Below are 21770 nucleotides of genomic sequence, written 5' to 3' on the forward strand. Positions count from 1 at the left end.
CAGGAAATGGACGAGATCGTCGGTGACGACAAAATCGATCTCAATGGAGAGTTCTAGTAAACCTACCGTGCTCAATCAAACTCATTGCAAAGCATATGAGTATTCCTGCCAACGCGCTTCAAATCTCGAATCGCCGCAGACTCCGTGGCGATTCTCAAAGGTCTATCAGAAAGAATTGTATTGTTCAAAATATCTATATCGCAGCGATCAGTGTGTGTAAATTCGATCACCCCGTATGGAGTCTTGAATACACCTTTTCGACCAGTAGTCATTACTGTCAGACGATCAATAGGAATCTGAGAAATTACGCCATATTCTGAAAGAGCGGATTCAAGCGAGATGTAATTGTATTCACCACGACGTAGACTTTTAGTCACATATTCAATGGTATAGCCACCTTTGTGGCGACTTAAAGCAAACACGTAAACGCCTCGACAAGCTCGTTCTAGTACCCCGAATTTGATTAAACGCGGTAAACTTTGCTTAAAAGCTTCTTCACTGTCATCAAAAAATAGTCTTCGCAAGTTGCGCTTGGTATATACGTAAATGCGTTGCCTATCAAATTTATGCAGACGTTCTAACGCCGTTTGAATATCCATATTGTTTATTTTCATAAGTAGACGATAGTAGTAACTATAGCATACTTTAGCGTCCACTTGATGAGTCATTGACAGCATCACAAATGGAGTCAGTTTCTTCTAAAAAGTACGTAAGCTGCTTTTCAAGTTCATGATTTACATGCTTAAGTTCTGCAATATTAGATTGAGACTCATGTAACTTACTCTCTAAGATTCGATAGTTTACTAAAAGATCGGTATTTTCATCCTGGACAGTGCTTAACTTATGTTCAGAATTGTCCAGTGCTTCTGTCATTGACTGTAGCTTAGTCGAACTTTCAGTTAGTTTGATACAAGTACTCTCATAGCGTTCAGATAGTTCAGTCAGCTGAGACTCAAGCTTTTTAGCATCGTTAAGTGCGTGTTCCAGTTGTACCGTTAGTGCTGAATGCGCTTTCTCGACTTTTGATAGGCTGGCTTGGAGTCCACAAATGGTATCTTGCTGGTTTTCTAACTTGTCATTTGCTTGATTGAGTGAACTCGTAAGTTGACTGATATTTTTTAATAACTCAGATTTCTCGTTTTGTGATTCGACTAGCTCAGATTGCAGAGCTTCATTTTTCTCCTCTAGTTCATCATTTGCATCTGTAGCCCTTTGGAGAGTCTGTTCAATATCCAAAGCTTCTCCCTCAGACTGCTCTTTTTGTTTGATCGCGTGTTGGCTGATTGCCTCTGCTTCTCTAATGCGTGTGTAAGTGATTGACTCAAAATGGGTATGAATACTGTCATTCATAGCGATAATAATATCTCGAAGTGATGTGGAGATATCATGTTCCTTTCTTTCGAGAAGCTCTTGAATTTCCGCTGGTAGCTCATATGAGGTCCTTACTTGAGTTGTTGCTGATGGGATATCATTTTGTGCTTCTGGAATCCTACCGTCAGCAATGAGCCTTTCCAAATCAGCCTGAATCGAAGAGCTTTTTCCTCTTTGTAAATACTCTCTAATTCGCCACCCGCTAGGCTTCTTTCCTCTGCTAATCAGCTCATTAGCGACTTGGATGAGGTCTTCGTCAGTGTAAGTTTTCGGTCTTGCCATGCTGTTCACCATTATTATTGTTTTTTTAATGAAAGTTAGTAAGTTAGTAAGTTAGTAAGTTAGTAAGTTAAGAACCTAACTAACTTACCTTTCAAACGTATCGTTTTCTGACTTTTCGTCGGTCTTATTGCGCTCAAAATTACTTTTGCGCAGTTCTACTGATTCCAACAGTACCTTTGCTTTAACCTGCATGCTTGGTGGCAGGTTCAACATATCTCTCATTGCGTTATCTAAGAATGATTCAACCATCCGTGCTTGACCTGATTCTTTAGCTTTCAAACCCAAGAAAACTGACTGGCAGAACTTGCTTAAAGGACGGATGATGTCATCTTTTAAGCTTTGAACTAACTTTTCTAAAGCGTGCTTTTCAGCACGCAATTGAACGATTTCTTTTTTCTCAGCAGAAATATCTCGACTATTTTGCCTTTTTAGTTCATTGATCATTTCGTTTTCGCCTGTAGAAATAGCAACTTGCGTTTTAATGTCGTCTAGTTCACTTCTTCCAGCTTCAATATCACTCGCGAGTTCCTTGCGTTGTATTGCTTGTCTTTTGAGCAAGTAGTTATTTAAGTTGTTTTTCCTCTGGCTTTTCGGAAGTTTTGCTTGCTGATCCATTTCTTTACGCTGCTTTGTTCTCCTTTCTGTTTCAGTAGAAAACTCAACTAACAACCCCTTTGAACGACACAAATGTTTATTCGCAAAATCCTGAACCATTCGTTGAAAGTAATGCCCAAAGTCTTGCGTCTCCTCACGTGTCAACTTTGAATCATTCGGAAAGAAATCCTTTACCCCTGTAACTTTTTCTATGTATTCGCTCACAACTTGTATTTGGCGTTTGTGAAGATCAAATTTGTTGGTTTTCTGATTCAACGCAGATAAAAAATAATGCGTGTGGCACCCTGTGTTTTGGTTTTTATCCCGTTCATCGTCATGGCAAATAATTGTTTTAATTTCATAGTCTGGGAAATAATGAACAAGGAATAGCCGAGTGAACTCGATATAGTCCGATGCATTCACCAGATCACTACCAACATCCCATCGGTGAGGGATCTTAAAAATCCCTTCTTGGATGAATATGTTATTAGTCGGCGCTCTGTGTTGTAGCTGATTGTGAGCGTTCAGATAAGTCTCTAGCATCTTGAGACGCTGTTTCTTTCGCTGCATTGTCAGAAGAGAAAACTTCTGAATAGATGAGTACGAAACATGATCATCAGTTTCTAAAATACTCTGCAAAAACTTAGCAGCATCCGTGTTACCACTTTTAATTTCACTATCTATTGCGTTTTTCATTTTGCGGCGATACTGGCGCTGCTGTGTTTGAAGCTTTAACTGTTTGTGAATACGTGGCTGTGGAACAATCTTATACAAGAATTCAAGCCGCTCAGCTTCAGTCAAAGATTCTAACGGAGAAATATGGTTGTTTATCCAGATGAAATTGTGTTGGCTTAGCTCCTCATTCCACTCAAGTTTTTTGGATATTTTTGCATTAGTTGGAGGAGCAATCCTCAGTGAATGCGCAAGAGAGTGTTCGCATTTCACACGACTTTCTGTAGTTGAAGAGTAATTCATTCGTCGGTGGAATAATCTGATTGCTCTCATTCTCGACCTCCAAGAGGTCGAGTTAGAGAGTCAAGAGAGCCTTCTCTTGCCCGCAGCTTCCGTGCATCTTTTGCGGAGCAAAAGTGTGACGGAAGCGTAGCGGGTTGCCATGTCGTCACATTTTCAAAATGTACGACTTTATGTTTGGTCTCAATGGCCACCGTGCTCATCTGTCGCTCTCCAACATGCCTTCAAGAAGTTGAATGAGCTGTGGTTTGGACTGAAGTTTTTTCAACAACACTAACGAAGAGTGAGGAACAGCAGGTAAAGTCACTGTTGGCTTTATTTGCGGTAGGCCGAATATCTCCTCAAGGTGTTGCGCAGCCTCTCTTGCGTAGTTCGGCGAGTCTTCACGAATCCATCGACCGTAGTGCTTGTCGATCATTGTTGTGCTTTTATGTCCCATTTGAACCGCGAGCCAGTCTTTGCTGATCCCCGCGGTTAAGCACTGGGAAGCAAATGTGTGACGTAGCTGACCGACACCTCTGTGAGCCACACCCGCTTGTTCTAGAAATTTGATGAAGAATCGCTCAGTGAATTCTTTAGCATCAGTAAAAGGTTTATTCGTTTTCGTATTTAAGAAAATGAAACTGACAGAGTCTTTTGTAAATGTTTTATTGTCGCATTCAAGAATGTTGATTGTTTGTGGGCGGCGCTTTCCTGTAAGTTTCAACTGCTCTTTCAATAGTTTTAAAGCAAGTGGATTTAAATCAACTTCACGTACAGAACCTTTCGTTTTCGGGCATTTATAAATGTTCAATACACAAGCTCGACGGACATAGAGCACTTCGCGTTCCCAGTTTATATCTTGCCAAGACAACGCTATCAGTTCACTGATACGAAGACCTGTCAGCAGATTCAGCATTACTGCATTCTGTCCCTGGGTGCAGACATTCTTGCACTCATGCATCCGTGCTAATTCCTTTTTTGTGAAAGGGTTTGGCTCAGGATCCACAGTTTTGAAGTTCTGTACTCCTTTCATTGGATTTCGTGCAATTACGCCATCACGTACCGCTTTCAAAGAAATACGACGTAAGATTGTCAGATGTTCGTTGATGGTTTTGTTTCGAAAGCGCTCATGCCAACTTACCAGAAGCATATTAATCTGAGTGTGGCTAACGGCATTGATGGGGAATTCTCCCAATGCCTCGTTTATATTCTTTGCTCTGCTGAGGTCGGAGGCTAATGTCGAGGGAGCAGCACAATATTTTCTCTCTATGAGATATGCGTCGATGTAGTCTTTTACAGTTGGTGACTTTGTAGTTGTAATAGTTTTCATAATATTTTCCGTTTTTTATCGAATGCAAGTCATTCGTCAAAACGGAAGTTACGGCTAAAAATTACAGTCGTCAACCATGTAAAATATTGAAAATTAACAATAAAACATTTACTTTTGACATCATTTGTCTATAAGCAGAAAGAATCGATGTCGAATTTGAGATTATTTATCAAACCTATACGCATTGAGTTTATCGAGATTTTTGAGCTAGAAAATTTTTTGAAAAAAATGATCTGACTGGTCAAAAAATAACCAGAATATTGGTTGGTAGGGGAAGGTTGTGGTGAGTAGCAATCTCTAAAATGCTAAGACGATTGGATTTGGTTTAATGGACTGAAAGACATGTTTGGTGAACTTTAGTCACTTCCCGAAGAGGGAGACAAAGCTTAGATATCATAGCGTATGGACTAGCTTCCTTTTGCCCCATTTTCCATTAGAGTAAAACCTCATTCACATTGTGCTCATCGAAGTTTGTCATACCTAAGATAATGAGAAAGACAAAAGGTAAGAGCTGACTCTGTAGTTGCTCGTATGGAGTTCAACATGTTTATGCTTGCTCTAACTACTGCATAATGTCAAAGCCCGTGCTCATACTACTCATTGGGTTGAGTCATGATGCTGTTCCGACAGTTTAAAGGATAAATTTAAGTTCTGTATAATCAATCATATATGTGCCAATTCACAGTGTAAGTGTGTCTAGTTGCGTAGTAATATGCTTTAAGTCAGGTAATGATGAACTAAAGTGGAGCGACAAATGTACTTACAAAGTTTAAAGATTGAAAATTTTAGAAAATTTGGTGTTGAAGACAACATTGTTGAATTTGTTACCCCCTACACCAACAAAGCCTTTAAAAAGCAAGATATTAAAGACTCAGTCTCTAGTGCTACAACTTTAATTGTCGGAAAAAATAACGCAGGAAAGACAACTATAACAGCAGCATTGCAACAGGTAATTTTAGATGAAAAAATATCTGGGTATAAGTTTAATAATATTTACTTAAACAGTATTTTTGATATGCACCTCGGAAAGTCTGACTTTCAAGATAAATCTCCTAAAATGACATTTACCTTTACCATCGGCCTCGATGTCGATCCCGATATATTTGCTGTAAATAATATTAGTGACTTTATTCGTGTAGATGAACTAGAAAAAGAGAAGAAATCGGCTGTTATTGAAGTTAGATATGAGGTTAAAGAAGAAACCAAATATAATGAAACTGTTCGAGTTAGTATAGAAAACTGGAAAAAAAAAGGGTTAACTGAAGCTCAGATGTTCCGAGAGTATATAAAACTGTTGTCAAGTAATATTGATTTTACAAAGAAACTATATGACTCTAATCAAGACGAGGTTTTAGGTGCAAACATTAAATTAAGTGATATAGTTGACCTTAAAGTAATTAAGGCCAACCTTGATGACGGAAATCGAACACTTTCTACAACATTCAATAAAATTGTTAAATACAAACTTAATTCAGCAGATCAATCTGAAAACAAAGGTAGAATTGACGACAAAATATATAGTATTAACTCTGATATAACTAGCATGGTTGGTGGGCAACACGACGAAACGGTCAATAGTGTTGTTTCAAAAGTGACTGATGAAAGTAAAATGAAAGTTCACCTACAGTCTGATTTAACATATGAGTCCATGTTTAATAATTTAATAAATTATGAGTTTATGGAAAATGGCTACTTTATTCCAGAAGATCAATTTGGCTTAGGCTATAAAAATTTAATGAAGATTATTGGTCAATTGATAGATTATATGGAGCAGTATGATAATGATGATATACATCACAAAATTAACTTAATATGTGTAGAAGAACCAGAAAATTATATGCATCCTCAAATGCAAGAGCTGTTTATAAAAAATATTGATGATGCAATCAGCGTGTTAATGAATAAGACAAAGAAAAATATTAATAGTCAACTTTTACTTACAACACACTCATCACACATATTGAATAGCAAAATCCATACATCTGGAACATTTAATAACATTAACTATATCTCTGTGGGGAAAGATAAATGTTCGAATGTTATTAGGTTAAGTGATTCAAGAATTGCTAACATAGATGTGACAGAGGGGGAAGAAAGTGGAGAAGGGTTAATATCTACTGATGAGCTTACTTTTTTAAAGAAACATATAAAGTTTAAAGTATCCGATTTGTTTTTTTCTGACGCTGTGATTCTTGTTGAAGGAATTACTGAAGAACAACTATTGAACTATTATATTTCTGAAAGAGAGGGTTTAAGTAAGTTTTACATAAGTGTGTTTAATATAAATGGAGCTTTTGCTCATGTATACAAGTCTTTACTTGATTTGCTAAATATCCCATGTCTAGCAATTACTGATTTAGATATCAAGAGGAGTAGTTACGAAAAAGGAGTCAAGACTGATAAGCATCCTGATGCTTCGTATTTGCAAGTTGAAAGTTTAGAAGGAAAAAAAACAACCAATGCAGTCCTGAGAAAGTACGTATGTGGTGTTACTGAAAATGATGCGGTTGAGGCTGATGAGGAAGATGAAAAATCAGTGATTATTCCCAACAATCTTGAATATTATAAAGAGGATGAAAATGGGGGATTTAAAATAGTCTATCAAAAAGATATGATTGAATCATATTTTGCATCTAGTTTTGAAGAAGCATTTATATTAAGCAATTACAAAAACACTATTCTTAATCAGACTCTACGTGATGTTAAGCCAAGGATATATAAATCAATCGTTGGGGAAGTAGGTAAAGAAGAATACGAAAACTCAGTTCACCAATCATACGAATGGCAACAGAAGCTCTCCAGTAGCAAAAGTGACTTTGCAAATACGCTTTTGTATAACATTTACTCGAAGGATGGAGAAAAGCCAGTTCTTCCTGATTATATAGAACATGGACTTGTCTGGCTTGAGTCAAAGTTAGGTTAATTGCGAGGTAGTTAGTATGGGGTTAACGATTCTTGATAAGACTGAAGCGGAAGACGAATGTCGCAGTCAAAAAGAAATATTTGGTCATATATCGTCTTGCGATGATTTTGTTTTTAATGCTGGAGCAGGAGCTGGGAAAACTTATTCTCTTAAAGAGAGTATAAAGTACACGTTATTGAATTTTTCAAATCTTCTAGAAAAACGAAAGCAAAAAATTTTATGTATAACGTATACTAACCTTGCAGCAAGTGAAATTAAAAATAGGGTAGGAAATAGTGATCTGGTTAGTGTCTCTACGATTCATGAAGGGATGTGGGGTATAATTAACAATCAGCAGTCTGCTTTAAAAAAAATTCATGAAATAAAAATCATAGAGGAGATTGAAAAGCTTAGTGAAGATTTCAAACCCAATGTGGCTCATTATGATTGGTTCTATTCTCAATCCAATGAAAAGTTGAGGAAAAAGTTCTACGAAAAATTAGTAGAGAAAGACACAGTTGACTTATTCTATAAGAGTCAAAAACGTAAAACTCTAGTCGAAGATTTTACAGAACTACTTGCAGAGTACGGCTACATAATGAAAAGAAACAAAGGGAAGTTTGAGTCTTTATTCAAGTATGCAACCAAGCTTAAGAAGCTAGAAAATGGATTGACTGACGTTCGAAAAGAGCGTGGGATTAGAATTAAGTATAATATACGTTCTAACTTTGACCGTCTAGATAAGATGGAAATTAGTCATGACACTTTACTAGAGTATGTGTATAAACTTTGTTCTTCTTATCCTAAAATGATTGACATATTTATTGATAAGTTTCCTTTTATTTTTGTAGATGAATATCAGGATACACACCCGTTTGTAATTAAAACCTTAAGCTTGATATCCACGAGAGCGAAAGAAAGAGACAGACCTTTGTGCATTGGATACTTTGGAGATACGTTACAAAGCATATACCAAGATGGTGTAGGATCTAAGATAGATTCAATTCATTCTGGATTAATTAAAGTAGAGAAGAAACAAAATAGAAGGTCATACGCTGAGATAATAGATGTTTTTGACAGGTTTAGAAATGATGGCTTATCTCAAAAGTCGATATATGAAGATAGTAATGGAGGAATGTTCAAATATTACTCATCTAAAATAGAAGGTGATGAATCTCAGCATATAGATAATCTTGTTTCTAAGATAAAGAAAGATTTTGGTTTGACGGGAACTGCCAATGTATCTTGTCTTGTCTTGAAGAATGATACTATATCAGATATTTGTGGCTTTCCCCAGTTTTACAGAAAAATGAAGTCTGCATTTTTTTATAGCGATGCTCCAAGATTAATTATTAACAAGGACTTAAGTAAACTTAATGAAGCTGTTAAGGAAATATATAACTTGATCGAGTTTGTATGTATTATAAATAGGGATGGGTTACATCTTTCTGATATTTTACCTAATAACATTGGCCGCATCAGTTTTTCTGAAGTAAATAAATATTATGACGAACTTAAGAGTTTAAATGCAGATCCTGAGCTTTCATTAAGGGAAAACCTTTCTTCTATTTTAGGAAAGGAAGGCGGGTACGGTAGGTTATTTATCGGGTATCTATCCGAAGTAATTTCTTGTGTTGATTCAGATTATACTGTAGACGGTATCATCGGAGGTATAAGTGATTTACTAGAAAAATCTTCATCTAAAGATGCTGAATCAGCGGCCAATATCATTAATGATCTATTTGACATCAATTTAAAAGAGTTTAAGAATTGGTTTACTTATCTTAAATCAAACGTTGAAAACGAAGATATTTATCTGACATGCCATAATTCAAAAGGTTTGGAATTTGAGACTGTAATTGTTTTCCTTTCTGACTCATTTAACAATAAAACTGATTATTTATCTGCTTTTTTTGATGATACAGAAAATGACGAATACACAGAACGAAGAAATTTGTTGTATGTTTCGTTATCTAGAGCCATCAAGAATATGGCAGTTGTTTTTACTCATGAGGAAATTGAACCAAGTACAAACGTCAATAAGTATTTTGGAGCTGCTCAGCATATCTAATTGCCCCATAAGCAGCCAGTAATAACTGGCTGCTTTTCAATGGAAGTTCTATTTCAAGTTTCGGCCAATCAGATAGTTCTTAAAGAAGTTCACATTTAGGATTTTTCCTGTAGCTTGTGTTATTAGCTAATCAGTAGTTAGTAAGCTGCCTTTGCTCCAACTGTACTTTGACGGCCAATTGGAAGTTGGTGTTAAACCATTCTTCTCGAATGGCTCGATCTACATCTACAGGTTTCTTCATAACAGCCTTACACTGCGCGGCATACATAGCACCCAACGTGTAGCTAGGGAAATCCCCGAAACTCTCATTACACCAGTGTTTAGCATACAGCCATCACGATGGTCGTGAGTGACTTTGCGCTTATAACCGTCTGGGAGTCACATCTTGTTTTTGCCTGTCGTTGAGTTAATCTGCTTTTGGCTAAACTTGCAAAGTCAATGAAACGTTTCTGTCCAAAACCTTCACGGCTGGCGCTTCTAACGCAGACGTGTCCTAACTATTCTTAAAAGCGGCTCGTTACAGCCGCTTTTATCTAGATTTAGAAACTTTGTTAGTTATAGTTAGTTGACTCAGTAGCTATGATTTTTAGAACTTCCGCTGCAATCCGTACAGCCTTTATGCCAGCAGGTATATCGAGCTTATCTGAATACTGCACCCATACTTCACCATCTTTCGCGATGCGTATCATTGCAAAAGTATCGTTGAGATATGATTTGCTGACACCTAGTTGTTCATGAATGTCTTCCATACTAAAGTTCCTTCCTAGCCTAGATTTATTGCAATAGAGTACGGTGTATTACGGCGGTCAATACTGAGTTGCATTTTGTTTTCAGCTAGAAACTGCATAAGAAATATAAGCTTATCTTCCCGCTCTATTTCTTGGGTATCAACCTCGTATCCAAGAGCTTCCTTCACTGAGTAGAAGGACTCAACACTTGAGTAAATTTGATCAATAAACAACGGATAATCGAAGATCGTTTTAGAAGAGTCCCGCAGCAAAGCTGATCTGAGTCTATATACTGCTCTAATCTGTTCAATTGATATCCCACAAGTTAACAGATTGAAGAAGTCATAGTTATTTGTAAAATCAGCATGTTCAATGGATTCTAGAATCGCTTTAAGCTCAAAGTTTGCTAATTTACGCATACTTCACCTCTATAACTGGGAAAGCATTCACTGCTTCGTGCAACTGCTGAATTTTTGCTTCTTTCCCATAACGACCATAAGTGATGTTGGGATGAGCATGGCCAACGATCTCAGCCACTATGTGCTCAGGCGTATCAGCAATCTTTAACTCATCGACAAAGGTATGCCTGAAGGAGTATGCCGTTGGTCGCGCATTCGGCTTCATTCCAATTGCTGTTTGCAGCTTCCCTAAGTTAGTGCGATATCGAAATGACCAATCTTTGTTGTCTCCATGCGGCTTGTAATCAAAAAGCTGTTTTTGCTTTTGCTCTTGGCGTCCTTGCACATACTCAAGAAACCCTTCGTTTATCAATTGATTGTGCAAGGGGACAATACGCAAAGCATTGGAAGTTTTTAGCCGTTGATCCGCTTCGGAGTCTGAAATAGTAATGCATGGGACACCTTCAATTATTTGAATGTCACTGGTCGTTAACTGGCAAACTTCGGAAGGGCGGCAACCGTGGTATAGCTGTATCTTGGTTGTCCAATTAAATTGTGCGTCTTTTTTACGATATTCGGAACTAGAAAATAACTTTTTAAGCTCTTTTAACTGCCAGCGATCACGCTGCTGTGATGCTTTAGCTACACGATTTTTCGGCGCTTTAATCGCTTTGAAGACATTTTTCTCAATGAGTTCAATTCGTTCACAGTAATCAAAGAACTGCTTATTTGCTGCGATGTATTCCTTCACTGTTTTGCAACTTAATCCCCTTTCAATCAAATGATCTCTGTAGGTGCTGGCAGCTTTGGCAGATAAACTGACGTTTTGCTTGGTTAGATAATCCAAGAAATTGGTACAACGCTGACTCAACTGCGTAAGAGTCAATGGTGTGACTTGCTCCAGACGTTTGCTATGAATAAAGTTATTTAACTCTGTGGTGAGTTCTTGTTTGCCAACCATACTGTTGTTTACAATTATTTCAGGAGCAGGAGCAGGAGCAGGAGCAGGAGCAGACAGTGCTCGGGTCTCAATACTCATTGAGGTACATTTTGATTGTGGGTTGTCTACATGCGGAAGATTCGAGCAGAACTGTTGGCGAATCTCTGCCACCTTTGTATATAAGCTAATCTTAAAATCTGTATAAGGGATATTTTCTGCTAAAGCTTGTTCATGTAGCGTGTGAATCGCGCTAACAAGCTGAGCATTTCGTTTGGTAGCTAATCGACGATATTTAGTGAAAAGAGAGAGGCGAATCTCTCGTGGATAACCCAGAGAAGTTTGCAGAATAGCTGGAGTGGAAATACGTGTATAAAACACGTTATTGCTCAATTTAATCAAATACATATGTATCACCTATTTGTATTAGGTGACATTTGATCGTCTTAAAACGAGAAAAGCCCTTGATAAATCAAGGGCTTGAATGTGGCGGAGAGATAGGGATTTGAACCCTAGATACGCTATTAACGTATGCCGGTTTTCAAGACCGGTGCTTTCAACCACTCAGCCATCTCTCCGTTGTGGGCGGTATAATAAGGAGCATAGTCCGACTTGTAAAGTGCTGAATTATAATAGAAGTACTGTTTGCTTGTTTTATGATCACTGATGTGATGTTGGACATTTTGAAAGCGGAGTGAAAAAGGGACAAAAAGTACCAATTTATAGAGTTTTTACTTTATATTGGCGCACGTCAATAAAATGGTGTTTTATTGTTATCTTGCTGATATATAAGATATAACATGCTTTTAGGGTACATGTGTTCGCCCGAAAGTATTTGCAAGACTTTGTGAACTAATTCAAAATTAACTGGTATAGCCAGTTGTGCTTAGAATTCTTAAGGGTGTTTATGAAGGTCACAAATCTATTTAAAGACAAAGTTGATGCGATTTCTGCTCATCAATCCGAGTTTATGAATTGGATGTCTCCAACGTTACGCGATTATTGGAGTGACTTTTTGGGGAAAGCTCAAAATAGCTTTCTTTTCTCAAAAGTTCGTGATCACCAGCAGCCAGCCGTCAACGAAGAAGTTGCACCTCAACCTGCACCGATCGTAATGGCACCAGAGGCTCAAAAGCTTTATGACGAGTTAAGTGAAAAAATTGGCGAAGTTATTCACACTGGTGATTGGGTTCATGTGTCTCAAGAACGTATTAACCAATTTGGTGCGGTAACGGAAGACATGCAATGGATTCATACTGATCCAGAGCGTGCTTCAACTGAATCTCCATTTAAGACAACTATCGCTCATGGCTTTTTAACATTAGCATTGCTGCCTAAACTGACGGATTCAGTTGATCCAGAAAAGCCAATGTTCCCAACAGCTAAAATGGTAGTTAACTTGGGTTTAAACCAAGTTCGTTTCCCTTACCCTGTCAAAGCGGGCAATAATGTTCGTGCAGTCAGCACGTTAACAAAAGTAACGCCAATCAAAAAAGGTTTGGAGATTGAGCGCGAAATTAAAGTGGAAATTGAAGGTATTCGTCGACCTGGTGCGGTTGTGGTCTCTGTAATTCAACTGCATTTCTAATTCCGAAACCGGAGAGAACACTACATAGGAAAAGAGAGCATCAAGGTGCTCTCTTTTTTATTTTTACTGATTAAAGTTTTTTACTGGCGTATAACCGTAATCTGCAATCGCTTTTTGTCCCTGCTCTGAACGAAGGAAAGCGATAAAACCTTTACCTGCATCGCTAATCTTATCTACTTTGTATAGCACTAGGAATGGTCGCGCCAACTTGTACTTATGATTGCTAATGTTTGTCGAGGTTGGGTCAATACCATCTAACTGAATCGCCTTGATCGAGCGATCTACTGACCCTACAGAGATAAAACCAATGGCGCGAGTGTTATGGTTAACAATGGTTTTTACCATGCTGTTGCTGTTTACAACCAAGTTGTTTGGGCTGATATCCGAGACGAGGCGATCATTAACGATTTTGGTCAGTCCCAGCAAGCTTTCGAAGCTGTAACGTGAACCTGAAGACGCTTCTCTAGTAACCACCGCGATAGGCTGATCTGCGCCCCCGACCTCTTTCCAATTCTTAATCTTACCTTTGTAAATATCAAACAGCTGTTGCTGAGAAAGGTTTTCTACAGAGTTGGTACGGTTTACAACAACAGCGAGGCCATCATAAGCGATAGGGTATACATTGAGATCTTCACCTTTTTCGCTTTCAGTCAGATAGCGAGAGCTCATGCCTATTTCGGCTACTCCTTTATTGACCATGGTGATACCAGCACTCGAACCAATGCCCTGAACAGCAACGTAATCGTCTGGGTGTGTTTTGTTGTATTCCTCAGCAAGTACATCCATCACGCGAGCAACCGACGTTGACCCTGAGATGTTGATTTCTTTTGCAATGGTAGGGAGGGAGACTGCTATGGCCAATAAAGTCGCCACAGTAAAACGTAACATATTAAACTCCATATACGGGATAAAGCAGAGTATATGATATTGCGTTCAGGTTACACTTTTGTGAACTGTTAGCGCTAAACAGGGGAATTGTTTCTAGTCAAGAGGTGATGGAGCTAGCGTTTCCAAGTGGATTGAGATGATAATCTGGGCAAATGATAATATAGCTATCTTATACTTGAGTTAGGTAGATAACTACCATCGGTGATGATGTAAAGGTTATATACTAGGATCGACAGCTCTAACTATCATCCATCGGGAGAACGTTGATGTCAGTGTCCCAAATGGCGACAAGTCGTTTATACAAATCAGTTCAATCGCTCTGCTCTGCGCGTAATGCTAACTTGCCTGTCGAACAGGGCAAGTGCCTCTATGAGCTAGTAGAAAATGGCGTTGAGCTTCATCGGGCGCATTTTCTCCTCGACTCCCAGCATAGCGAGTATACTTCTCCCGTCGCGAAGATCATGTTTGATGAGGACAACCAACTTTGGTATTTCTATGTTCCCACATATCACAACGAGCTGTTAAGGTGGGTGCCTTATAAGCCACTTCCATTTAGCCGAATGCTTGAGGACTTACTCAACGAATTGGAGCGTGATCCTCAAGCGTGTTTTTGGGAATAGGGTGAGCCCAACGGATGCGAATGCCGACATGATTTATACTTTAGGCTTAACGACTTGGTTTCTAAAGTCTTTGGGGGTCATGTTGTAAACGGATTTAAATGCTGTACTGAAATGCGCTGCACTTTTAAAACCAGACTCAAACGCTATTTCTGTTATTGATTTTTCTGACTTGCGCAGTTGGGTTGCTGCGAAGTTTATCCGTTTCACCTTTAATATCTGAGAAAACGAAAGATCATCTGCGGCGAGGCGACGTTTTAAGGTTGCGATGGACATGCTCATATGAGCCGCTAAGCCTTCTAGCGTGATGTCTTTTTCAATATTACCCTCAATGTACTTAATGGCTTTTTGAGAGTCGCTCAGGCTACTTGCATCATCTATGATAGATAGGATGTTTGGCTCTACCTCAACCATCAACGACAGCAATGCCATTGCGATATGGCTTTGTGTGTAGTCTGGAGCATTGCGACTCGCTAACTTAACCAACATGTCCTTCAATTGTGCTACTTCGCTACTGGATTGCGTTGAAAAAGGATAGAAGCGCCTTTCTTCCGTTTTGGAACGTAGCATCGGGTGCGCTTTCTTAAAGTCACAGAATATATTTGGATTGAAGACTAAAGCCAGTGCTTTAAAGCCTCCGTCACTAGAGACGGCTTCTGCACTGCTCAGATCTGCGGAGTTATAGAGTGTGAAATCTCCGGCTTTAAGTTCAAATTGCTCACCATTAGGTTGATGAACTAATAGGGCACCTTCTTCAACAATATATAACCCATTATGTGTTGCAGTGTAACGCTCACTTTTGCGCGCAGTGAAGTGATTAAAGCGAATGATCTCAATGTTCGGCATACTCGTTCTTATCGTTTTACATAACAAATAAAAAAGGCGCTCAATAGAGCGCCTTTTAACTTCATTCGGTATTATTCACTTACAGTCTGTTCTGTTTGTGCTGCTGGTTGTTCAGCGAATACCTGGGTTGGCTTTGCAACTAAACTGCGGTTTTCTTGGTTTACGTCCGTAAGGACAATTTCCAATGTATCCCCAAGTTTGTATACGACCTCTTTATCGATAGAGATGGTACCGTTGTCGCCATTGCACTCAATTCTTTCTTTATTATCAAGAATTAGTGCACCAGGAATAAAGGCTGCTGCGCCATTTTCGAGAAGTCGGACACGTGCGCCTGCACGATTAATATCGAAAATCTCACCTGTGAAACAAGTTTTCTTGCTCGGCTCATCAGCAAGCGTGCGTGCATATAGCCAATCTGAGACATTTCGCTCAGCGATTTTATGATGTTTACGATGTAGAGCTAGCTCTTCGCCTACTTGGTCATCTGGTTTTTGTACGGGTTCTTTACCAAGGATGACGGCCTTCAACATACGGTGGTTGATCATATCACCGTATTTACGAATTGGTGATGTCCAAGTTGCATAGATGTCTAAACCCATTGCGTAATGAGGCAGAGGCTGATTACCCACTTCACTGTATGCTTGGAACTTACGAATACGGTTATCTAGATAAGACGTTTCTTGAGCTGCCAACCAGCGGCGCAACGCAGCAAAGCCTTCTAGTGTAGCAATAGACTCCGCTGTGAACTCCAACTGGCCTTCTGGATTGACAAGTTGAACCACTTCTTCAATCTTCTCGTTCTTGATACCTGCATGCGTATTGAAGACACCTGTTTCAAATTTATCGCGTAATGTACGACCTGCACAGATGTTTGCGGTAATCATGGATTCTTCAACAAGACGGTTTGCACTGCGGCGCATGTCTGCGTGGATAGCAATTACATCGTTATCTTCACTGAGCTCAAAACGGTAGTCAGGACGATCAGGGAAGACCACTGCGTTTTTCTCACGCCATTCAGCGCGAGCAAGAGAGAACTCGTAAAGATCGCGAACGATGGTCGCGATCTCTTCAGATGGCGTCCATGCTTCAGAGCTGCCGTTTTCTAACCAATCAGACACGTGATCGTATGCTAGGCGTGCATGTGATTTGATGTTTGCTGCGAAGAATTTAATATCGTCGCCAATCACACCATCTTTACTTACCGTTACGGTACAGCAAATAGCAGGGCGGGTTTCACCTTCAATCAGAGAGCATAGGTTGTCCGCTAAATCACGAGGTAACATCGGGATGTTGCGGCCTGGAAGATAAATAGTATAGCCACGCTCACGTGCTACTTTATCCATTTCATCTTCAGGTGTGATGTAGGCGGTTGGGTCCGCAATAGCGATGGTGAGTTCGAAATCGCCAGATACGGTTTTCTTCGCGTACAGCGCATCGTCCATATCTTTAGTCGATTCACCGTCGATAGTGACGAATGGAACATGAGTCATGTCTACGCGTTCTAGCTCCGCGTCGTCTTTCAGTTCCCAGTTATCGATGCCTGCTGGCTCAGAGTTTGGTAGATCGTTTTGAGCAAGCGTTACCCACCAAGGCGCAATTTTATCATTCGCGTCAGTGATTTTTTCAGAAATTTCTACGAAGAAAGAGTTATCGCCTTTTAGAGGGTGGCGAATAAGATGTGCGACAACCCAATCACCTTCGGCGAACTCGTCAGGTTTAAGACCTTTCTTTAGTTTCGCTTTAAGAGACAGCTTTTTAAGCTGTGGGTGATCAGGTGCTACGTTGAGCTTGCCTTTGAACATTTTTACTCGACCAATAAAGCGAGTCACGGCTTGTTCCAGCAGCTCTTGTGGCTCTGCAACTTCGCGTTCATTTTCGGTGCGGATAATGGCGACGACTTTGTCACCGTGCATGCACTTTTTCATGTACGCAGGCGGGATGAAGAAGCTAGTCTTACTGTCCACTTCCAAAAAGCCAAAGCCTTTATCTGTGGCTTTTATTGAGCCTTCTTTTTTAGGCAGGTTTTCTTGGATTTGCTGCTTAAGCTGAGCGAGTAGTGGGTTATCTTGAAACATCTTTTCTTAAATTACCTATGGAGTTGGGCACACTATAATCATTGCGAGCTATTATTACTACCTGTGGAGCGTAATTTCGCCGTGAATTTTGCCAATTTAACCACGAGAAATTGGCTTAAATATTGATGAAATTCTCATCTGTGAGTTACGCGAATCTACGGGGAATGGTAGGGCTGGTGGAAAAATATGCTAAAAATACCATTGTTGAGAATAAATTGTGATGTAATTCAATTTTTTCTGGATTTTTTTATGCTTTTAAGGAATAATCCGCCTCCCTTAGTCGTCCCTAATGGCTTATCGCGGTTGTGTACTGTGCTGTGTTCCCGTCTGAATGGAATCAGTATCTGGATGGATCAGTATCGAATTGGAAGAGCATATGGGACTGTTTTTTTGTTTAATTAAGTAGGATCCCAATGCAAGATTCTGTTATTCAATTCAGTGATTTATCTCTGAATGATTCTATCCTTTCTGCTCTAGACGGAATGGGTTTCGTGTCACCAACTCCAATTCAGGCTGCGGCAATCCCACACCTATTGGAAGGTGCTGACGCGCTGGGTAAAGCTCAAACAGGTACAGGTAAAACAGCAGCGTTCTCTCTGCCTCTTCTCAACAAACTCGATCTAAACCAACGCAAACCGCAAGCGATTGTACTTGCTCCGACTCGTGAGCTGGCAATTCAGGTTGCAGCGGAAATGAAAAACCTTGGTAAAAATATCAAAGGTTTGAAAGTTCTAGAGATTTACGGTGGCGCATCTATTGTCGACCAAATGCGTGCTCTTAAAAGTGGCGCTCATGTAGTTGTCGGTACTCCAGGCCGTGTTCAAGATCTTATCAATCGCGAACGTCTACACCTAGACGAAGTTAGTACTTTCGTTCTTGATGAAGCAGACGAAATGCTAAACATGGGTTTCGTAGATGACGTAACTGCGATCATGGAGCACGCTCCAGAGTCAGCACAACGCGTTCTGTTTTCTGCAACTATGCCTCCAATGCTGAAGAAGATCGTTGAACGCTTCCTTCGTGACCCTGTAACGGTTGACGTTGCTGGTAAAAACCACACTGTAGACAAAGTTCAACAACAGTTCTGGGTAGTGAAAGGTGTAGAGAAAGATGAAGCGATGTCTCGTCTTCTTGAAACTGAAGAAACTGACGCGTCAATCGTATTCGTACGTACTCGTCAAGATACTGAGCGTCTGGCTGACTGGCTATCTGCACGTGGCTTCAAAGCAGCTGCACTGCACGGTGACATTCCTCAGTCTCTACGTGAACGTACTGTTGATCACATCAAACAAGGTGTTATTGACATCCTAGTTGCAACTGATGTTGTAGCTCGTGGTCTTGACGTTCCACGTATTACGCACGTATTTAACTACGACATCCCTTTTGATGTTGAGTCATACATCCACCGTATCGGTCGTACTGGCCGTGCTGGACGTAAGGGTAAAGCGATCCTTCTAGTTCGCACTAACCAAATTCGTATGCTTCGCACTATCGAGCGTGTAACTAAGTCATCTATGGAAGAAATCCAACTTCCTCTACGTGACCAAGTTGCTGAAGCTCGTCTAGCTAAGCTAGGCGCTGAGCTTGAAGCAGAGAAAGAGCACAAAGCACTAGACAAATTTGCTGAGCTGGTAGAGAAACTACAAACTTCTCTAGACATCGACCCAGCAACACTTGCTGCTATGCTTCTTAAGCGTCAGCAAGGCAAACGTCCTCTGTTCTACATTGGCGAAGACCCAATGGTTGAAGCAATTGAGCGTGACAAGCAACGTCGTAAAGAGCGCCGTGAAGGTGGTCGCGACGGCGGTCGTAACTTCAACAACCAAGACTGGGATACTTACCAGCTTCAAGTTGGTCGTGAGCAAGGCGTTCAAGTTAAAGACATCGTTGGCGCTCTAGCAAACGAACTAGGTCTAGGTAAAGGTTCTATCGGTGCGATCAAGCTAGCTCAAGGTCACACATTCGTACAGCTACCTAAAGCAATGACTTCAGACGCGGCGAACAAGCTAAGCAAACTACGTATCCGTCAACAAGATGTTGGTGCTGTAGTATGTGATTTCGATGATTTCCGCGAGTCTCGTGGTGGTCGCCGTGACGGTGGTCGTCGCGATGGTGGTCGTCGTGATGGCGGTGGTTACCGTGGCAACCGCGAAGGCGGCAACCGTGGTGGTGATCGTCGTGAAGGCGGCCGTCGCGAAGGTGGCTTCCGTGGTAACCGTGACGGCAACCGCGATGGCAATCGTGAAGGTGGCGAACGTCGTTTCGATCGCAACCGTGGTGGTGATCACCGTGGTGCACATCGTGGTGAACGTGGTCACGGTCGTGGCCGTCGTACAGACGCATAATCACTAGTGATTAAAGCGACGGTTTAAGTCGCTACAAAAAGAATTTAAAGCCGAGCAAAGCGCTCGGCTTTTTTATGCGCGTCTAATACGGTTTTGCTTTTCATCGTGTTTGTTTACCCAACTTATTACTTCGTCTAAGGGCAGGGCAGGACAGAACAAGTAACCCTGAATGATGTCACATCCTCGACTTCTCAAAAAATGCAGTGTGTCCATGTCTTGAACGCCTTCTGCTACGACCGAATACCCTAATCCATGTGCTAGCGCAATCGTGTTCTCAACGATAGAGCGGGAGCCTTCTGTGCGGCTTGCTGTGGAGAGAAATGAGCGGTCGATTTTAATTTGATCAACCGGAAGATCTCTTAACAGTGACAAAGATGAATACCCAGTGCCAAAATCATCCAAGCTGATCTTTATACCTAATCCTTTAATTTGATGAATTAAGGGGTTGAGCTCAACGACCCTATCGATCGCCATCGTTTCAGTGATCTCTAAACTTATTAGGTCAGCGAATTGCGGGTTTACTTTGAGCAAAGTTTCTAAGCGATTAAACAGCAAGTTAGATGAGAGATCTTTCGCTGATAAGTTTACGTGGACAGGAAGCTTAATGCCTTTCTCTATAAATGTTTGCAGATCCCTTTCTACTTGGTTAAGAACCCACATGGTAATGTTGTGCACCTGATTGCTACGCTCTGCGATAGGAATGAAGTCGTTGGGTGAGATCGTTTTACCATTTTCGTCATGCCAACGAATCACTGCTTCAAAACCGACAGCTAAGTTAGTGTGTGCATCAATCAACGGTTGGTAATACAACTGAAACTCCTCTTTTTCAAGCGCACATTGAATACGAGAAGATATCTCAAGTTGGTACTTAGCCCCGACGTTCATATCCTCATTATAAAACGCAAAAAGATTGCCATTACGCTTGGCGTGATACATAGCGATATCTGCGTGCTTGATCAAAAGATCATTGGTTAGGGCGTCATATGGGTAGGTGCTTATACCAAAAACAACGCGGCAGGAAACTTGAAACTCATCTAAATGAAAGCGTTCAGACATTGCAGAATCTAGTTCTTCTATGAGTTTTTTACCCGTTTCCTCGCATGCAGAAGATGTCAGGATGACAAATTCATCACCACCAACGCGGAATATCTGGTCATTGCCTTTCAGTTTCCCCTGAAGGCGTTGACCAATTTGAATAAGTAACTGGTCTCCACAAAAGTGACCCATTGCATCGTTGACTTGTTTAAAATTAACCACGTCAAAAAGGATCACCGAGAATGGGTCTCTAGATTGTATTCTGCCTTCGATAGACTCAAAGCAGTATTTACGATTAGGGAGCCCAGTAAGAGCGTCATGGACGGCATTGCGCTTCTCTCTTTCAGCAACGGTATGAAGCTCTAATATCGAATCGTTGCTCCACTTAATCACCAGCACGACAAAGATACTGCCGCCAAAAAGTATAAGAGAAACCCCCGTTTCTAAGAGAGAAGCAATAGGTTTTTGCATGATAGCGTGCAAAAAAACGGCATAAGCAAAAATGAAACAGCTGATTAACAATAATAGGAAAGTCCACCCGGTTACGTCAGTTTTCGAGCAGATGTTTTTTGTCATCTGCCATCCCCAGCAGAGCAAAATCAAACCTAAGATCACTAATAGAAATGCAATAGTGGGCACATTATTACCCCGATTTATTGATTGGTTTGTTATTTTTGTTCACCCAATAAACAACGTAGCTTATATATCTGACTTTGTACAAATTGACCTATTCATAAATTATGTTTAACAAGTGATATTTTTTAGTCTTCAAATAAAATCAAAACTTGCTACAGATCAACAAAATTTGT

The 21770-nt window shown here is 40.3% G+C and carries 16 protein-coding genes, 1 tRNA gene and 1 pseudogene; 5 read left to right on the forward strand and 13 right to left on the reverse strand.

What is annotated here, in order from left to right:
• Positions 1-71: 71 nt before the first annotated feature.
• From abiEi to R7Q38_RS03455, 4 genes are all read right to left on the reverse strand, one after another.
• Entirely contained in the window at positions 72-599 is a 528-nt protein-coding gene (gene abiEi / locus R7Q38_RS03440; RefSeq protein WP_318114058.1) for a type IV toxin-antitoxin system AbiEi family antitoxin, read from the reverse strand.
• A 46-nt stretch (positions 600-645) separates the two neighbouring features.
• Positions 646-1653, reverse strand: a complete 1008-nt coding sequence (locus R7Q38_RS03445) for a hypothetical protein (RefSeq protein ID WP_318114059.1) — start codon at positions 1651-1653, stop codon at positions 646-648.
• Between the two features lie 84 nt (positions 1654-1737).
• On the reverse strand, positions 1738-3252 hold the full coding sequence (locus R7Q38_RS03450; protein WP_025570810.1) for a hypothetical protein: 1515 nt from the start codon (positions 3250-3252) through the stop codon (positions 1738-1740).
• A gap of 166 nt (positions 3253-3418) precedes the next feature.
• Positions 3419-4531 (reverse strand): site-specific integrase, encoded by a 1113-nt coding sequence (locus R7Q38_RS03455; RefSeq protein WP_318114061.1) that lies wholly within the window; start codon positions 4529-4531, stop codon positions 3419-3421.
• Between the two features lie 754 nt (positions 4532-5285).
• On the opposite strand from R7Q38_RS03455, the gene R7Q38_RS03460 reads away from it, so the two are divergent.
• Together R7Q38_RS03460 and R7Q38_RS03465 are read left to right on the forward strand one after the other, a co-directional pair.
• The gene (locus tag R7Q38_RS03460; protein ID WP_318114063.1) at positions 5286-7454 is read left to right on the forward strand and encodes an AAA family ATPase; all 2169 of its coding nucleotides are present in this window, start codon (positions 5286-5288) and stop codon (positions 7452-7454) included.
• Between the two features lie 16 nt (positions 7455-7470).
• Complete coding sequence (locus R7Q38_RS03465; protein WP_318114065.1) at positions 7471-9504, forward strand: ATP-dependent helicase; 2034 nt, start codon at positions 7471-7473, stop codon at positions 9502-9504.
• Between the two features lie 48 nt (positions 9505-9552).
• Here R7Q38_RS03465 and R7Q38_RS03470 read toward each other — a convergent pair.
• From R7Q38_RS03470 to R7Q38_RS03490, 5 genes and pseudogenes are all read right to left on the reverse strand, one after another.
• A pseudogene (locus R7Q38_RS03470) lies at positions 9553-9823 on the reverse strand (carboxypeptidase M32); the annotation flags it as partial.
• 232 nt (positions 9824-10055) lie between these two features.
• Complete coding sequence (locus tag R7Q38_RS03475; RefSeq protein ID WP_025500924.1) at positions 10056-10253, reverse strand: hypothetical protein; 198 nt, start codon at positions 10251-10253, stop codon at positions 10056-10058.
• Positions 10254-10267: 14 nt separating this feature from the next.
• Positions 10268-10651, reverse strand: coding sequence for a hypothetical protein (locus tag R7Q38_RS03480; protein WP_025500925.1), 384 nt, complete (start codon positions 10649-10651; stop codon positions 10268-10270).
• Positions 10644-11975 (reverse strand): tyrosine-type recombinase/integrase, encoded by a 1332-nt coding sequence (locus tag R7Q38_RS03485; protein WP_318114067.1) that lies wholly within the window; start codon positions 11973-11975, stop codon positions 10644-10646. The genes R7Q38_RS03480 and R7Q38_RS03485 overlap by 8 nt, the downstream gene beginning before the upstream one ends.
• A 79-nt stretch (positions 11976-12054) precedes the next feature.
• Positions 12055-12145, reverse strand: a tRNA-Ser gene (locus tag R7Q38_RS03490).
• A 329-nt stretch (positions 12146-12474) separates the two neighbouring features.
• Here R7Q38_RS03490 and R7Q38_RS03495 point away from each other — a divergent pair.
• Positions 12475-13155 carry a MaoC family dehydratase gene (locus tag R7Q38_RS03495; protein WP_005386198.1) on the forward strand — a complete coding sequence of 227 codons (681 nt, stop codon included), beginning with the start codon at positions 12475-12477 and terminating at the stop codon, positions 13153-13155.
• Positions 13156-13218: 63 nt separating this feature from the next.
• Here the strand turns inward: R7Q38_RS03495 and R7Q38_RS03500 are convergent, their stop codons facing one another.
• Positions 13219-14043, reverse strand: a complete 825-nt coding sequence (locus R7Q38_RS03500) for a phosphate ABC transporter substrate-binding protein (RefSeq protein ID WP_017635752.1) — start codon at positions 14041-14043, stop codon at positions 13219-13221.
• 266 nt (positions 14044-14309) lie between these two features.
• Here R7Q38_RS03500 and R7Q38_RS03505 point away from each other — a divergent pair, with 266 nt between their 5' ends.
• Complete coding sequence (locus tag R7Q38_RS03505; RefSeq protein WP_017635751.1) at positions 14310-14663, forward strand: DUF3024 domain-containing protein; 354 nt, start codon at positions 14310-14312, stop codon at positions 14661-14663.
• A 33-nt stretch (positions 14664-14696) separates the two neighbouring features.
• Here R7Q38_RS03505 and R7Q38_RS03510 read toward each other — a convergent pair whose 3' ends face one another.
• Positions 14697-15506, reverse strand: coding sequence for a helix-turn-helix transcriptional regulator (locus R7Q38_RS03510; RefSeq protein ID WP_053307810.1), 810 nt, complete (start codon positions 15504-15506; stop codon positions 14697-14699).
• 71 nt (positions 15507-15577) lie between these two features.
• A complete protein-coding gene (gene rnb, locus R7Q38_RS03515; protein ID WP_047104463.1) occupies positions 15578-17581 on the reverse strand; it encodes an exoribonuclease II in 2004 nt (667 codons plus the stop codon).
• Between the two features lie 413 nt (positions 17582-17994).
• Here rnb and R7Q38_RS03520 point away from each other — a divergent pair, with 413 nt between their 5' ends.
• On the forward strand, positions 17995-19926 hold the full coding sequence (locus R7Q38_RS03520) for a DEAD/DEAH box helicase (protein ID WP_005375680.1): 1932 nt from the start codon (positions 17995-17997) through the stop codon (positions 19924-19926).
• A gap of 72 nt (positions 19927-19998) precedes the next feature.
• On the opposite strand, the gene R7Q38_RS03525 is transcribed toward R7Q38_RS03520, so the two are convergent.
• Positions 19999-21537, reverse strand: coding sequence for a putative bifunctional diguanylate cyclase/phosphodiesterase (locus tag R7Q38_RS03525; protein ID WP_031781023.1), 1539 nt, complete (start codon positions 21535-21537; stop codon positions 19999-20001).
• Between the last annotated feature and the right edge of the window lie 233 nt (positions 21538-21770).

It is taken from the genome of Vibrio sp. Vb0598, from assembly GCF_033338935.1.
Lineage (GTDB): Bacteria > Pseudomonadota > Gammaproteobacteria > Enterobacterales > Vibrionaceae > Vibrio > Vibrio alginolyticus.